The organism is Kitasatospora papulosa (genome assembly GCF_000717245.1).
GTDB lineage: Bacteria > Actinomycetota > Actinomycetes > Streptomycetales > Streptomycetaceae > Streptomyces > Streptomyces papulosus.
Map to the genome: position 1 here is coordinate 1155638 of NZ_JNYQ01000004.1, position 14312 is coordinate 1169949.

The 14312-nt window shown below is 71.5% G+C and carries 9 protein-coding genes, 1 tRNA gene and 1 pseudogene; 4 read left to right on the forward strand and 7 right to left on the reverse strand.

Annotated features, from left to right (window positions below):
- Nucleotides 1-11: 11 nt before the first annotated feature.
- Nucleotides 12-2102, reverse strand: a pseudogene (locus IA22_RS34125) (restriction endonuclease).
- A gap of 147 nt (nucleotides 2103-2249) precedes the next feature.
- A tRNA-Thr gene (locus IA22_RS0116620) sits at nucleotides 2250-2322 on the reverse strand.
- A gap of 155 nt (nucleotides 2323-2477) precedes the next feature.
- Here IA22_RS0116620 and IA22_RS0116625 point away from each other — a divergent pair.
- From IA22_RS0116625 to IA22_RS0116640, 4 genes are all read left to right on the forward strand, one after another.
- Entirely contained in the window at nucleotides 2478-3878 is a 1401-nt protein-coding gene (locus IA22_RS0116625; protein WP_030124016.1) for an RNA-guided endonuclease InsQ/TnpB family protein, read from the forward strand.
- A 350-nt stretch (nucleotides 3879-4228) separates the two neighbouring features.
- Nucleotides 4229-5365 (forward strand): ABC transporter ATP-binding protein, encoded by a 1137-nt coding sequence (locus IA22_RS0116630; protein WP_014154882.1) that lies wholly within the window; start codon nucleotides 4229-4231, stop codon nucleotides 5363-5365.
- A gap of 236 nt (nucleotides 5366-5601) precedes the next feature.
- The gene (locus tag IA22_RS0116635; protein WP_014154883.1) at nucleotides 5602-6015 is read left to right on the forward strand and encodes a hypothetical protein; all 414 of its coding nucleotides are present in this window, start codon (nucleotides 5602-5604) and stop codon (nucleotides 6013-6015) included.
- 36 nt (nucleotides 6016-6051) lie between these two features.
- Nucleotides 6052-6771, forward strand: a complete 720-nt coding sequence (locus IA22_RS0116640; RefSeq protein ID WP_014154884.1) for a nucleotidyltransferase family protein — start codon at nucleotides 6052-6054, stop codon at nucleotides 6769-6771.
- Between the two features lie 71 nt (nucleotides 6772-6842).
- Here the strand turns inward: IA22_RS0116640 and IA22_RS0116645 are convergent, their stop codons facing one another.
- The 5 genes from IA22_RS0116645 to IA22_RS0116665 form a co-directional block, all read right to left on the reverse strand.
- Nucleotides 6843-8477: a DoxX family membrane protein gene (locus IA22_RS0116645; RefSeq protein ID WP_030124017.1), complete on the reverse strand. Its 1635-nt coding sequence runs from the start codon at nucleotides 8475-8477 to the stop codon at nucleotides 6843-6845.
- Between the two features lie 334 nt (nucleotides 8478-8811).
- A complete protein-coding gene (gene rlmB, locus IA22_RS0116650; RefSeq protein ID WP_014154886.1) occupies nucleotides 8812-9768 on the reverse strand; it encodes a 23S rRNA (guanosine(2251)-2'-O)-methyltransferase RlmB in 957 nt (318 codons plus the stop codon).
- 105 nt (nucleotides 9769-9873) lie between these two features.
- A complete protein-coding gene (gene cysS / locus IA22_RS0116655; protein WP_014154887.1) occupies nucleotides 9874-11274 on the reverse strand; it encodes a cysteine--tRNA ligase in 1401 nt (466 codons plus the stop codon).
- Between the two features lie 54 nt (nucleotides 11275-11328).
- Nucleotides 11329-12603, reverse strand: a complete 1275-nt coding sequence (locus IA22_RS0116660) for an MFS transporter (RefSeq protein ID WP_030124018.1) — start codon at nucleotides 12601-12603, stop codon at nucleotides 11329-11331.
- Nucleotides 12600-14312 (reverse strand): ABC transporter permease subunit, encoded by a 1713-nt coding sequence (locus tag IA22_RS0116665; protein WP_030124019.1) that lies wholly within the window; start codon nucleotides 14310-14312, stop codon nucleotides 12600-12602. Before IA22_RS0116665 ends, IA22_RS0116660 begins: the two co-directional genes overlap by 4 nt.

Below are 14312 nucleotides of genomic sequence, written 5' to 3' on the forward strand. Positions count from 1 at the left end.
GCGGCGGCCCTCTATGCGACCTCGATGCCGTACTCCCGCAGCAAGGCCCCCAACCCGTCGGGGTATCCCCTTCCTCCCGACACGAACTCCCAGTCACCGGAACCCCGCAGTCTGAACGAGCCGAGGACCAGCGCCACCTCCCCCGCCCTGCCGTCGGACACCTCCAGTCGGTCGAGCTCCACGCCCCGGGCATCCCGCAGCCGGATGCAGGCCTGCGTGAAACCCGCGAGATCGCCGGAAGGCTCAGCCTCCGGATCCACAGCGGCCACGAGCACCACACGGTCGGCCTCAGCGGGAAGCGCGTCGAACGACACACTCAAGGCCGCCCGGTCCTCCGCGAACCCTGGCACAGCCCGCACAGCGCCGTCGGGAGTCCGCGGATTGTTGAAGAAGACGAAGTGGTCATCACTCAGCACCCGCCCGCCCCGGCACACCAATGCGCACACATCGAGGGCCACGCCGCCCGACCACGTCATACCCAGCACATTGTGTTCACCGGCGGGTTCGCCCTCGGGCGACGACCGTTGAGCCGGTACCCCGGCCCCGCCAGCACCCGGCAGCCTCCCCCGCAGCCCACAGCGCCCCAGGAGGTCGACCAGCTCCGTACCCGACACGAGAGTCAGCGGCTTGCCCTCGGCGAAGGTGTACGAGCCGGGGCCGAAGCCTGACGTCGTCACCAGCACACCCTTGTTGGCCCCAGCTCCCTGGACCGTGCCGTAGAGATCACGCACGGCACTCGGAGGAACCGTGTTCCGGTAGCGCTTCACCTGGACGATGATCTTGCCGCCGCTGATCGGGTCCGGATCCATGGCCTCGACATCGACACCACCGTCGTTGGAACGCTGCGTGGTCACCGCATGCATCCCTCGCGCCCGGAAGAGCTCGGCGACCAGTCCTTCGAACTCGATGGGATCCATCTCCAGCAGATCCGGCTCAGCACCGCCGCCGTGCGACACCGAGCCGGACTCCAGCTCCGCCGGAATCCTGCCCGGCCGGACGGCCAGGCGCTGATCGGGACGAGCCGACAGCTGTCCTCGCAACGCGCCCGTCAGGCAGTCCACCGCATTCACCTGTTCCAGGTTCAACCCGCCGAACTCCGTCCGCGAGACCATCGTCGTGCTCAGGCAGACCGACGCCTGGCGCCCAGTCGCCGGATCGATGTCATGCACAAAGCCGTTCAGCGCCACCGACTCCACGACCTCGAACTCGTCCGCCGCGAAAACGTCCCGCAACACGAGGAGCACGCATTGAGCCAGCACGTCCCGGTAGAGGGCCCTTCGCTGGCCCACGGGCCGCGGCGTCTCCTTCTCCGTGTCCGAGCCCACCAGATACCGCACGCTCTTCGACTCGGGAACCACCGTGAAGCCCGGCAGCTCCCAGTCCAGTACAAGCTGCCGACCCGCCGGATCGAACGCGACGGTCACCTGACGGGGAAACTCCGCCGGCCAGGCCGACGACGAGTACAGCGCAGCCGAGAAGTACTCCACCACAGCACCCGCATCACCTCGTCGCAGCGCCACCGCCAGCTCGGAGACCCCCGCGTTGTGCCGCCGGATCTCGCTCAACTACCCCTGCGCCCAGTCGTCGTACTGACGCCGATATGCCGCGAGCTGCTGCTGTCGCTGCGCCTCCGCCGCCTGCGCGGCCCGCCAGTCCTGCTGGTACCTCGCGTGCGCCTCCTGCTGAGCCTGAGCCCGCCGTCCGGCGGTCCAGCCGCCCTGCACCTGGTACCGGTTAACGGCAGGCATGGGTACGGGACAAGCCAGTTGCCCAGGAGCGAACGGCTCGATCTCCTCAGCGCGCCCCAGCGACGCCGTCCGGAACGCAGACACCCGGGAGCCGGCCGCCAGCAGACCCTCCAGCACACCGACCCGAGCTTCGAGCTCCTCCGTACGGCGTCTCGCGTCCGCCTCACGCCTGCGCCGGTACTCGGCCTGCTGCTCCCGGTGCAGCCTCGCCATGTCGCGCTCGTGGGCCCGCTGCAACCGCTCCTGCTCGCGTGCTCCCTGAACGGCAGCACGATGCTGCGCTTCGTGCTGGCGCTGAAGCTGCCGCTGGGCCTCCGCCCACGCACCGACCAGACCGTTGGACCGACGACTCATCTATCGCTCTCCCCACCCGTCTCCACGCTTCCTGCACATTTCTTACACGCGCGGAAACGTCCGCGTCCCGGGAGTGGTGGATCTGATCCGATATCGCGGCCCGGGCAACAAAAAACCAGGCCAGCATGATGCTGACCTGGCGTTTCGAGCCGCCTGTCGGAATCGAACCGACGACCTGGAGCTTACAAGGCAACCGCTCTGCCAACTGAGCTAAGGCGGCACAGCGCACGCCGAAACCGCGCGCGCAAGCCCTCACTCTACACAGCAGCGCGCGCCGCGATCCACGAAGTTTCGCCACCGCCGTGACCCTCCGACCACCCGTGCGTTAAAAGGACTGACGTGCTGTTCCGTATATCGGACAGTCGGAGGGCGGGCATGACGGACACGGTGGACAAGCCGGTACGGGTGACAGGCGAAGAGGCGAGACGCATCAAGCGGGAGGCCCTCGGCATCGCCGACCGCAGGACGGACCACGGCAGCACACGCGGGGTTCCGAGAAGTCGGGCCAAGGAGGCCGGCACGCAGCAGCGTGTGTACCGCTACCGCTTCTACCCGAGCCCGGCACAGGCCGAGCAGCTGGAGAAGACCTTCGGGGCCTGCCGTTGGGTCTACAACGAGGCGCTGACCCTGCGTGTCGGCGCCTGGGAGCAGCATCGCGTGTCGGTGGGGTTCGCCGAGTCGTGCCGTGCGTTGACGGGGTGGCGGCAGGCGTCAGGGACGAGCTGGCTGCGGGAGGTGTCGTCGACGGTGCTGCAGCAGTCACTACGTCATCTGGACGGAGCGTTCACACGCTTCTTCAAGCAGTCGGCGAAGTATCCGCAGCGGAAGACGAAGCGCCGCTCGCGGAACTCGGCGACGTACGTGCGCACCGGATTCCGCTGGGTGGACGACCCCGAACTGCCGGGCACGGGGCGGCTGACGCTGGCGAAGCAGTCGGAGCCGCTCGACGTGCGGTGGTCGCGACCGCTGCCGGAGGGTGCGGACCCGGTGAAACTGTCGGTGACACGAGACCGGGCGGGGCGCCATTTCGTCTCGGTGCTGGTGGAGGAGCGGATCCAGCCGTTGCCTGCCGCGTTCCTGCCAGGTGGGCATGAGCCGAGGGCGGTGGGGATCGACCTGGGTCTGGCGGCGCTGGTGGCGCTGGACGACGGGACGAAGATTGATCATCCGCGCCTGATGCGGAAGTACGGGAAGGAACTGGCACGGCTGCAACGAGGGCTGCACCGGAAGAAGAAGGGCTCGGCGAACCGGGACAAGGCCCGGGAACGCATCGCTCGGCTGTACGCGCTGATCAGTGACGCGCGCAAGGACATGCTGGACCAGTTGACCACCCGCCTCGTGCGCGAGAACCAAGTGCTCGTCGTGGAGGATCTGGCCATCACGAACCTGCTGCGGCCCGCCACGGGGAGAGGGCGTCGGCGTAAGGCCGGACTCATCCGCTCGATCAAGGACGCTGCCTGGGGCGAGCTGCTGCGGCAGCTGCGGTACAAGTGCGCGTGGTACGGGCGCACGCTGGTGATCGTCGACCGCTTCTTCCCCTCGACACGGCGGTGCGCCGACTGCCATGCCAAGGGGGCGCCCCTCGACGTGTCGGTCCGGGAGTGGTTGTGCGCGGAGTGCGGCGCGTGGCACGACCGGGATGTGAACGCGGCGCGAAACCTCAGGGAGGAAGGGATGCGGCTCTACCGCCTGGTGTCGTGCGCACTGCCGTCGGGGCGCGTGCCTCCGCCTGTGATCAAGGCGTCGGAGCTGCCGGCGGTGCTGTCGGCCGCGTGAGGGAGCGGTACGGACCGACGGGCCGTCGGCCGTGATGCCCGTGGAGCCCGTGTAGGACCGGGCGGGCGCATCCCCCAGGGATACGTACGACCGGCAGCGGGCGCTGAAGCAGGAAGTGCAGCGAACGGCATCGGACCCGGAGACGGAGTTCTGCCGTGGCTTGCACACGGTCAAAAGTGCGTTGCTCTGCCGGCGAATTTCTCACGGCCTCGGACTTTTTCATGCCCTTCGGACTACTGACAGATCCGAAAACGCCAGGTAGCGTCACCTCAGGTTCACTCCAGTGGACCACACCACTCCCTTACTCGGATCGTCCGGCACGTTCCTGCCGGTGGAGGAGAAGAATCGCCATGGCCAGTGTCACGTTCGACAAGGCGTCCCGCGTCTACCCCGGCTCCACGAAGCCGGCTGTGGACCAGCTCGAGATCGACATCGCGGACGGCGAGTTCCTCGTCCTCGTCGGTCCTTCCGGTTGTGGCAAGTCGACCTCCCTGCGCATGCTCGCGGGTCTCGAGGACGTCAACGGCGGTGCCATCCGCATCGGTGACCGCGACGTCACGCACCTGCCCCCGAAGGACCGGGACATCGCCATGGTGTTCCAGAACTACGCGCTCTACCCGCACATGTCCGTCGCGGACAACATGGGCTTCGCCCTCAAGATCGCCGGTGTGAACAAGACCGAGATCCGGGCGAAGGTCGAAGAGGCCGCCAAGATGCTGGACCTCACCGACTACCTCGACCGCAAGCCGAAGGCGCTCTCCGGTGGTCAGCGTCAGCGTGTGGCGATGGGCCGTGCGATCGTGCGTGAGCCGCAGGTCTTCCTCATGGACGAGCCGCTGTCGAACCTCGACGCCAAGCTCCGTGTGTCGACGCGTACGCAGATCGCCTCGCTGCAGCGCCGCCTCGGCATCACCACCGTGTACGTCACCCACGACCAGGTCGAGGCCCTCACCATGGGTGACCGCGTCGCGGTCCTCAAGGACGGTCTGCTCCAGCAGGTCGACTCGCCGCGCAACATGTACGACCGCCCGGCGAACCTCTTCGTCGCCGGCTTCATCGGCTCCCCCGCGATGAACCTCGTCGAGGTCCCGATCACCGACGGTGGCGTGAAGTTCGGCAACAGCGTCGTCCCGGTCTCCCGCGAGGCGCTCACCGCCGCCGCGAACCGTGGTGACACCACCGTCACGGTCGGCATCCGCCCGGAGCACTTCGACATCGTCGAGCACGGTGGCGCCGCCGCGACCGGCCTCTCCAAGGCCTCCTCCGACGCCCCGGCCGGTCTCGCCGTCTCCGTCAACGTCGTCGAGGAGCTCGGCGCCGACGGCTTCGTCTACGGTGCCGCGCAGGTCGGTGGCGAGCACAAGGACCTGGTCGTCCGCGTCGGCGGCCGTGCCGTGCCGGAGAAGGGCACCGAGCTGCACGTCGTGCCGCGCCCGGACGAGCTGCACGTCTTCGCCACCTCGACCGGTGAGCGTCTGACCGCCTGATCCGTCCGGTCCGCCTGAGCGGACCCGGCGTCACGGCCCCGCGTCCCCCGAGGACGCGGGGCCGTTCGCGTGTCGCGGCCGGAATCGGGTTTCGGATCCGAAGGGCTCCAAATACCCTGGCACACCGGTCAATTCACCCCAGCCTGTCAATGTGTGATTCGAAAAGACCACTCGAACCATCCCCCGCAGGGGTGACGAAATGTCGCCACACGGTCACTGCCCGCTACGCTCGCTGCGTGACCCACACCGCGCGCCGAATCGGCCGAACCCTAGCCCTCGTCCTGCCCGTCGTCATGGTTCTGTCCGGGACCCTCGCGGTCACCCGTGTGCAGTGGTCGGGGCAGGACACCGAGACCCAGCTGCTGACCGCCTCCTCGGAGACCGTGTCCAAGCAGGCGAAGGCCCCGGCTCCCCAGGACGTTCTGCGGGACAAGCTCCTGCTGGAGCTCCGCGAGAAGGACCCGGGGGCCGCCCTGACGAGCCTCCAGCGCACCGTCGAGGGGCGTCCCTCGCTGGCGAAGCACTGCATGTCGATCGCCAAGGCGCTCGGCAAGGCCGCCGTGGACCAGTACGGTCCGACGCGCGCCCACCGCTTCTCCCGTCCGGTCTGCGACACGTCCTTCGCCTCGGGCGTCGCGCAGTTCAGCTGAGCCGGGTGTGTCCGGGCACGGCATATCGTGCCTGGCATGCATACGTTTCCGACGCAGGCCGTGATCCTGGCGGGTGGTCAGGGCTCGCGGCTTCGCCCGTACACCGATGACCGCCCGAAGCCGATGGTCGAGATCCCGGGGACCGGGACCCCGATCATCGGCCATCAGCTGTCCTGGCTGGCCGCCGAGGGCGTCACCGACGCCGTGATCTCGTGCGGCCATCTCGCGGATGTGCTGCAGGAGTGGCTGGCCTCGGCCGATCTTCCGTTGCGTGTCACGACCGTCGTCGAGACCGAGCCCTTGGGCCGGGGCGGCGGTCTCAAGCATGCCGCGGCACGGCTGCCCGATCCGTCGGAGCCCTGGTACGCGACCAACGGTGACATCTGGACCCGCTTCTCGCTGCGGGAGATGGCCGCGTTCCACGCCGAGCGGGACGCCACCGCGACGCTCGCGCTGGCCCGCCCGCGGATCCCGTGGGGCGCCGTGGAGACGGACGCGTTCGGCCACATCACCGACTTCATCGAGTCGCCGCCCTCGCCGTATCTGATCAACGCCGGGGTGTACGTCTTCGCGCCCGCGTTCACGGGGATGCTGCCCGACCGCGGTGACCACGAGCGGACGACGTTCCCCAGGCTGGCCCGTGAGCGCAGCCTGGCAGGGTTCCCGCTGCCCCACGGGGCGTACTGGCGGGCCATCGACACCGCGAAGGACCTCACGGAGGCGGCGCGGGAGCTGGGCGCCCGGTCGGACGGCTGACGGCGTCCCGGACATGGGCGAGGGCGGTCACCGGTGTCCGGTGACCGCCCTCGTGGTGTGAACCGGCGGTGTCAGCCGAGGAGGCCGCCGATGGGGTTCTGCCCGGCGCCGCCGGACGAGCCCCCGTCGGAACCGCCGTCGGACCCGCCGTCGGAGCCGCCGTCGGAACCACCGGACGCGGCGGAGCCCGACGAGCTGGGGCCCGAGTCGCCCGCCGGGGGCTCCTGCGGGGCCGGCTCCTGCGGGGGCGCCTGGCCCGTGCCCTGGGTCTGGCTGGGCTGCCCCGTGCTCGCCCCGGCCGTCGGGCCGGACTCGCGCTCGGACTCGGCACCAGGCGTGGACTGCTCGGCCGACGGGGTGCCCGGGGCGCTGGAGGGCGCCGTCTCCGGGGTGCGGTTCTCCGGGGTGCTGGACGGCTTGCGCTTCTTGCCCTCGGACTTGTCGGGGAGCGGGGAGCCGGGCAGCTGGTTGGTCGGGTAGCTGTCGGGGCCCGGCACGGTGACGACCTGGGTGGAGCGGACCGCACCGCCGAGCATCGAGCCGACCAGCAGCGTCAGGCCGACGACGACGGTGGCGATCACGGTGCCGCGGCGCAGTACCCGGCGCCGCAGGTCCCAGATCTCGGAGCGGGGGCCGAGCGTGCGCCAGGCCTCCCCGGAGAGGCGCCCGTCGAGGGAGTAGACGGGGGCACCCGCGATGACGAGAGGGCTCCAGGCGGCCAGCAGGATGATGTCGGCGGTGTCGTAGGCCCCGTCGGTACGCCAGCTGACCGCCACCAGCACGGCGGCGGAGAGCAGGGCGCCGAACGCGGCGGCGACCCGCTGCCAGAGCCCGAGGACGGTGAGCACACCGACGACGACCTGGAGGAAGGCGACGGAGAGGCCCGCCGCGACGGGGTGCGCGAGCGCGAAGTCGCGCAGCGGCTCGGCGGCCGTCCACGGGTGCAGCGAGGTGAGCCACTTGACCATGGAGCCGCGGTCGCCGTCGTCGAAGTAGGCGGGGTCGCAGAGCTTGCCCATCCCGGCGTAGATGGCGAGGAAGCCGAGGATGACGCGCAGCGGGAGGAGGACGACGCCGAGGTTCATCCGGCGGCCGGGGTAGTAGGCGTGCCGGACGGTGTCGCCGCTCTGGCGCCGGTCACCGGCGGTGGCGTCGTCGCGGTCCTCGGCCCCGAGGTCGTCGTCGTAGGTGATCTCGTACGCGTCGCGGGCCGGTGTGCCGACGGTGTCGTAGGCGCCGACGGCCTGCCGCATGGGGGGCAGCAGGGGCCCGGTGCGGCCGCCTCCGTCCCGGTGCGGCGCGGGGATCACGGGGTTGGGCTGGGTCTCGTCGAGGCGCGGGATGACCTGGGTGCCGCCGCCCGTGTCCTCGTGGCCCGCGCCGAAGTCGCCGCCGGGGCGGGTGTCGAGGTGGCCGGCGGTGGAGTTCCGTACGGCCTGCAGGAGTCCGGTCGCTCCGGGGTCGCCCGGCTCCGACCTGCCGCTCCAGACGACGGGGGCTCGCCTGCGGCCGCCAGCGCCGCTCATGGCGGGGATCCTGGCCCGTCCGGCGGAGCCCACGGGGCGCAGACGGGTGCGCTGGCCGGGGGCGAGCTGCACCCGGAAGCTGGCGTGGCTGACGATGACCTGCGCGGGGTCGCTGTCCACCTTCGTCATGCTCAGGGCGGGTTGGTCGTCGAACCGAGGCGTTCTGGTGTCCACACTCATCTAACCGAGTGATGTGTGATTAGGACACTGCCTTGACACGTCCAGAGTGTCCGAGACCCGTCAACCGTCCTCGGCCACGGGTCCGGCGGCGTACGCCGGGGACGCGGCGGGAGAGCCGGTGAGCCCACCGGGACGGCTTCGTCGCTGGTGGGGCGGCCTGTGGCGGGCGGCCGACGGCTCCTGCCCCGCCTCTCGTGCCCCTCGTGCACCGGCCGCGTCCAGGGGGGCGTGCGTCCGGCGGACGCGCGGGCGTTCCGCGCCTCCGCGGAAGGCGCCGAGCCCGGCGGCGGTCGCGTCGGGATCCTTCATCGGTCCCGACGCGACGGCTCGGGTGTCACGCCCGGCGGCGTGCCACCTCGTAGAGGACGATGCCGGCGGCGACACCGGCGTTCAGTGATTCGGCACCGCCGGGCATGGAGATCCGGACCCGGTAGTCGCAGGTCTCGCCGACGAGGCGGCCCAGGCCCTTGCCCTCGCTGCCGATGACGATGACGACGGGGCCGGCGAGGGCCTCCAGGTCCTCGACGGTGTGCTCGCCGTCCGCCGCGAGGCCGACGACGGTGAGGCCCGCCTTCTGGTAGCCCTCCAGGGCGCGGGTCAGGTTGGTGACGCGCGAGACGGGTGTACGGGCCGCGGTGCCGGCCGAGGACTTCCACGCTCCGGCGGTCATACCGGCCGCCCGGCGCTCGGGGACGACGACGCCGTGGCCGCCGAAGGCGGAGACGGAGCGGACGATCGCGCCGAGGTTGCGGGGGTCGGTGACGCCGTCGAGGGCGACGATCAGCGGGTCCTCGTTGTTGTCGTACGCGGCGGAGGTGAGGTCCTCCGGGTGCGCGTACTCGTACGGCGGGACCTGGAGGACGAGGCCCTGGTGGTTCAGGCCGTTCGTCATCCGGTCGAGCTCGGGGCGCGGGGCCTCCATGAGGTTGATGTTGCCGCGCTCGCCGGCGAGCTGGAGGGCCTCGCGGACCCGCTCGTCGTTGTCGATGTACTGCTGGACGTAGAGGGTGGTCGCGGGGACGCCGTCGCGCAGTGCCTCGAAGACCGGGTTGCGGCCGACGACCATCTCCGACGTGCCCTTGACGCCACCGCGGCGCGGGGCGGGGCGGCGAGCGGCGGCCTGCTTGGCCTGGGCGTTCGCCACCCTGTTCTTCTTGTGTCCCTTGCGGGCGGAGGCGGGCGGCGTCGGTCCCTTGCCTTCGAGAGCACGGCGTCGGTTACCGCCGCTGCCGACCTGCATGCCCTTCTTGTTGGACGTGCGGCGGTTCCTGCGCTGGCTGTTCCCGGCCATGACCTACCTGTTTCGTTGCTTCAGAAAAACGTCGTCAGTGAAAGTGTGCCGCCCGGACGGCCGGGCGGCACATTTGCGCTGCTCACGCATGGTGCGAAGGCCCGCTCAGCGGGGTCCGAGCGTCCAGCGGGGTCCGGCGGGGCTGTCCTCGATGACGAGGCCGGACTGGTTGAGCTGGTCCCGGATCGCGTCTGCGGCGGGCCAGTCCTTGCGTTCACGGGCGGACTGGCGCTGGTCGAGGACGAGTCGTACGAGGGTGTCGACGACGCCGTGCAGGTCCTCACCACGGTCGCTCTCGCCCGCCCAGTGCGGGTCGAGGGGGTCGAGTCCGAGGACGCCGAGCATCGCGCGCACCTCGGCGAGGCGGGCGACGGCGGCTTCCTTGTCGTCGGCGGCGAGGGCGGAATTGCCCTGCCGGACGGTGGTGTGGATGATCGCGAGCGCCTGCGGGACACCGAGGTCGTCGTCCATGGCCTCGGCGAACGCGGGCGGCACCTCGGCGGCGGCCTCGACCGGCCCGCCGGCCTTCTCCACCACGCGCTGGACGAAGCCCTCGATCCGCGCGAACGCGGATTCGGCCTCGCGCAGGGCTTCCTCGCTGTACTCGATCATCGAGCGGTAGTGCGGGGTGCCGAGGTAGTAGCGGAGGACGATCGGGCGCCACTGCTTGACCATGTCGCTGACCAGCACGGAGTTGTCCAGGGACTTCGACATCTTCTCGCCGGACAGGGTGACCCAGCCGTTGTGCACCCAGTACTTCGCGAAGTCGTCGCCGAAGGCCTTGGCCTGGGCGATCTCGTTCTCGTGGTGCGGGAAGATCAGGTCGATGCCGCCGCCGTGGATGTCGAAGGCGCTGCCGAGGTACTTGTGCGCCATCGCGGAGCACTCGAGGTGCCAGCCGGGACGGCCGCGGCCCCACGGGGTCTCCCAGCTGGGCTCGCCCGGCTTGGCGGACTTCCACATGGCGAAGTCGCGCTTGTCCCGCTTGCCGGTCTCGTTGTCGCCGGAGGGCTGGCGCAGGTCGTCGAGGTCCTGGTTGGAGAGCTCCAGGTACCCCTCGTACGAGCGGACGTCGAAGTAGACGTTGCCGTCGGCCTCGTAGGCGTGGCCGCGCTCGATGAGGCCGCGCATCATCTCGATCATCTCGGTGATGTGGCCGGTGGCACGCGGTTCGTAGGTGGGCGGGAGGCAGCCCAGGACGTCGTAGCCGTCGTTGAAGGCGCGCTCGTTCTCGTAACCGATGGACCACCAGGGGCGGTTCTGCTCGGCCGCCTTTTTGATGATCTTGTCGTCGATGTCGGTGACATTCCGGATGAACGTCACGTCGTAGCCGCGGTATTCGAACCAGCGGCGCATGATGTCGAAGTTCAGTCCGGACCTGATGTGCCCGATGTGCGGGGCGGCCTGGACAGTCGCGCCACAGAGGTAGATCGAGACACAGCCCGCGGTGAGCGGGACGAAGTCACGGATCTGCCGGGCGTTGGTGTCATGCAGGCGAATAGTCACCCCTCAAGGGTAGTGGGCCCGCACCAGTGCCCGGCGCCCCCTGTGGAAAACGTGTCACAACTGATCGGTGACGGTGGTCCCGGGCTCCGGCGCCCGTCGTCCCGCGGACAGGGTCAGGGCGAGTGCCGCGCCCGCCAGGGGGACCGCGGCGAGCATCCCCCACAGGACGGGTCCGGGGGTGTCGAGGAGGGTTCCGGTGGCGGCGCTGCCCACCAGGACGGCGAGCCCCGACACGGAGGACAGGGCTCCGGTGGCGAGCCCGAGGCGGTCGTCGTCGACCAGGTCGGGCACGAGCCCCCGGGCGGCGGGGGCCAGCAGCATCTGGCCGAGCGTGAGCAGGACGACGAGCGTGGCGGCGGGGAGCAGCCCGGCGGGGCCGTCGGGCGCGAGGGGTACGGCCGTGAATCCCGCGGCGACGACGGCGAGTCCGGCGACGAGGGCGGTGCGGGGCGCGATCCGGCGTGCGGACCAGCGGGTCAGCGGCAGCTGCGCGACGACGACGAGCAGGGAGGAGAGGGCGAAGAGCGCGCCGAGCGCGCTCTGGGATCCGGTGGCCCGTTCCACCTCGGCCGGCAGGGCGAGGTAGAGCTGGTTGTAGGAGACGAGGTAACTGCTGTACGCGAGGCAGAGGGTGAGGAAGGGCCGGTTGGCGAAGACCTCCCGGGGCAGGAGGGTCCGCTTTCCGGCGGGCCGGGCGCGGCGCGGCCGGCGGGGCATGAGACGGGCGTGTCCGGCGAGTACGCCGACGAAGACCAGGGCCCCGGCCAGGCACGCGGTGCGGAAGTCACCTCCCAGGAGCAGCAGCAGGCTGCCGACGAGGGGGCCGAGGAACGCTCCGGCCTGTCCGGCGGCGGAGAACACGGCCAGCACCTGGGCGCGTGGTGTGCCTGTCTCCCGCTCGTGGGTGACGGCGGCCCTGGCCGTCTCGGATTCGACGGCGGGTGAGAAGAGGGCGGCGGCGAAGCCGATGAGGAGGACGGCGCCGATGACGCCGGCGGTGGTTCCGGCCTGGGCGAGCCAGCAGAATCCGGCGATGCGCAGGACGCAGCCGGTGAGGACGACGGGACGGGGGCCGTAGCGGTCGGTGAGGGCTCCGCCGACGACGAAGAGGCCCTGCTGGCTGAAGGTGCGCAGCCCGAGCACGAGTCCTACGAGCCATCCCGCCATGCCGAGTCCGTCGCCGAGGTGGGTGGCGAGGTAGGGCAGGACGGCGTAGAAGCCGGTGTTGAAGGCGAACTGGGTGGCGGTCAGGAGCCGGAGGTAGGGCTTGAGCTCCGGGCCGGCGCCGGTGTCCGAGGTGTCCGTGCTGCCGGTGGTGCCTGTCGTCATCGGTGCGCCCGGCCGCGTACGGCGGCGGAGGTCAGCACGGCGAGCGCGCCGAGCGCGGCCAGCGCGGCGGCGGGGCCGAGGACGGCCCAGGGGGCGCGTTCGGCGTAGGGCAGGTTCTCCGAGAGCATGCGCCCCCACTCGGGTGCGGGGGCGGGGGTCCCGAGGCCGAGGAAGCCGAGGGAGGCGAGTGCCAGGGCGATGGCGGGGACGCGCAGGACCGCGTGGCGTACGACCGGTGGCAGGACGCCCGGCAGGATGTGGCGGCGCAGCCGGTGCCACGGTCCGGCGCCGAGGGCGAGGGCCACGGTGACGTGCGGGGCGGCGCGTTCCTGGGCGAGCAGCGCGGAGGTGTGGGCGGCGAGCGGTGCCCAGGCGACGAGGGCGACGGCGACGGCCGCGCCCCAGGCGCCGGGGCCGGCGATGCCCGCGACGACGAGGCCGGCCAGGACCGCGGGCAGGGCGTTGGCGGTCTCGGTGAGGGCTCCGGCGCGGGCCGCTCCCGCGAGCAGGCCCAGGAGCAGTGTGACGGCGCCGACGGCTAGGGCGGTGAGCACGGTCCTGGCCGCGCCGTGGCCGAAGCGGGCGAGTACGTCGCGGCCCAGCGAGTCGGTGCCCAGGGGATGGGCCGCGGAGGGTGGGGCGAGGCGGGCGGCGGCATCGGCGTACAGGGGGTCGCGCAGCAGGCCGGTGAGGACGACGGCTATGAGGAGCGCGCCCAGCACCACCGCTCCGGCGGCCACGGTGCGGCGTGCGGGGAGCTTCGGTGCGACGAGCGGGGGCAGGGCGCCGTCGGTCCGTGCGGGGCCGAGCAGGGCCCTGGAGCCGAGCCGGGCGGCGAGTCCGGCGGCGACGCCGAGGAGGAGCAGGAGGAGTACGCAGGCCTGGAGGACGGGGAGGTCCTGGGCCAGGGCGGCGGCGAGGGCGGTGCCTCCGAGGCCGGGGATGGCGTACAGCGCCTCGACGGCGACGGCCCCGCCGGTGAGCCCGACGACGACGAGGCCGGTCTGGGGCAGCAGTGCGGGCAGGGCGCGGTGCAGGGCGTGGGCGGCGATCCTGCGGGCGGGCATGCCGTGGGCGGTGGCGGCGCGCGCCCAGGGTTCGGCGAAGACGGCGGGCAGGGCGTCGTCCAGGAGCCGCCCGAGCAGCGCGCCGGCGGGGACGCCCATCGCGAGGGCGGGCAGCACGAACTGGTTCGCTGCGCCCCAGCCGAGGGCGGGGAACCAGCCCAGCTGTACGGCGAGGACGGTGGCCAGCACGGCGGCGAGGAGGAATTCCGGGAGGGCGGCGAGCACGGCGGCGCCGACACCCGCGCGGGTGGTGACGAGCCGTCGGTGGGCGCCGCGCCGGAGCGTTCCGGCGGCGAGGGCGAGCGCCAGGAGGACGGCGACGGCGAGCGAGGCGGCCATGAGGGTGAGGGAGACGCCGAGCGCGGACGTCACGTCGGGGCCGACCGGCTGTCCGGAGACCCAGGACTCCCCCAGGTCGCCGCGCGGCAGTCCGGACGCCCAGGCGCCGAGGACGTGCAGCGGTCCGCCGTCGAGTCCGGTCTCGGCACGGATCGCGTCGAGCACGGCGGGCGTGGGCGGGCGGTCGGCGTAGCGGGCGTGCAGGATGGTCAGCGCCGGATCGGTGCGGGTCAGTCGGGGCAGCAGGCCGATGAGGGCGACGACGGCGAGGAGCGCGCCGAGCCGCCCGGCGAGGTACTTCAC

What these genes read in the sequence shown, in the direction of transcription:
- IA22_RS0116630 (WP_014154882.1), top strand. Translation starts at nt 4,229, where the DNA reads ATGGCCAGTGTCACGTTCGACAAGGCGTCCCGCGTCTACCCCGGCTCC.
- IA22_RS0116645 (WP_030124017.1), bottom strand. Translation starts at nt 8,477, where the DNA reads ATGAGTGTGGACACCAGAACGCCTCGGTTCGACGACCAACCCGCCCTG.
- IA22_RS0116640 (WP_014154884.1), top strand. Translation starts at nt 6,052, where the DNA reads ATGCATACGTTTCCGACGCAGGCCGTGATCCTGGCGGGTGGTCAGGGC.
- rlmB (WP_014154886.1), bottom strand. Translation starts at nt 9,768, where the DNA reads ATGGCCGGGAACAGCCAGCGCAGGAACCGCCGCACGTCCAACAAGAAG.
- IA22_RS0116625 (WP_030124016.1), top strand. Translation starts at nt 2,478, where the DNA reads ATGACGGACACGGTGGACAAGCCGGTACGGGTGACAGGCGAAGAGGCG.
- IA22_RS0116660 (WP_030124018.1), bottom strand. Translation starts at nt 12,603, where the DNA reads ATGACGACAGGCACCACCGGCAGCACGGACACCTCGGACACCGGCGCC.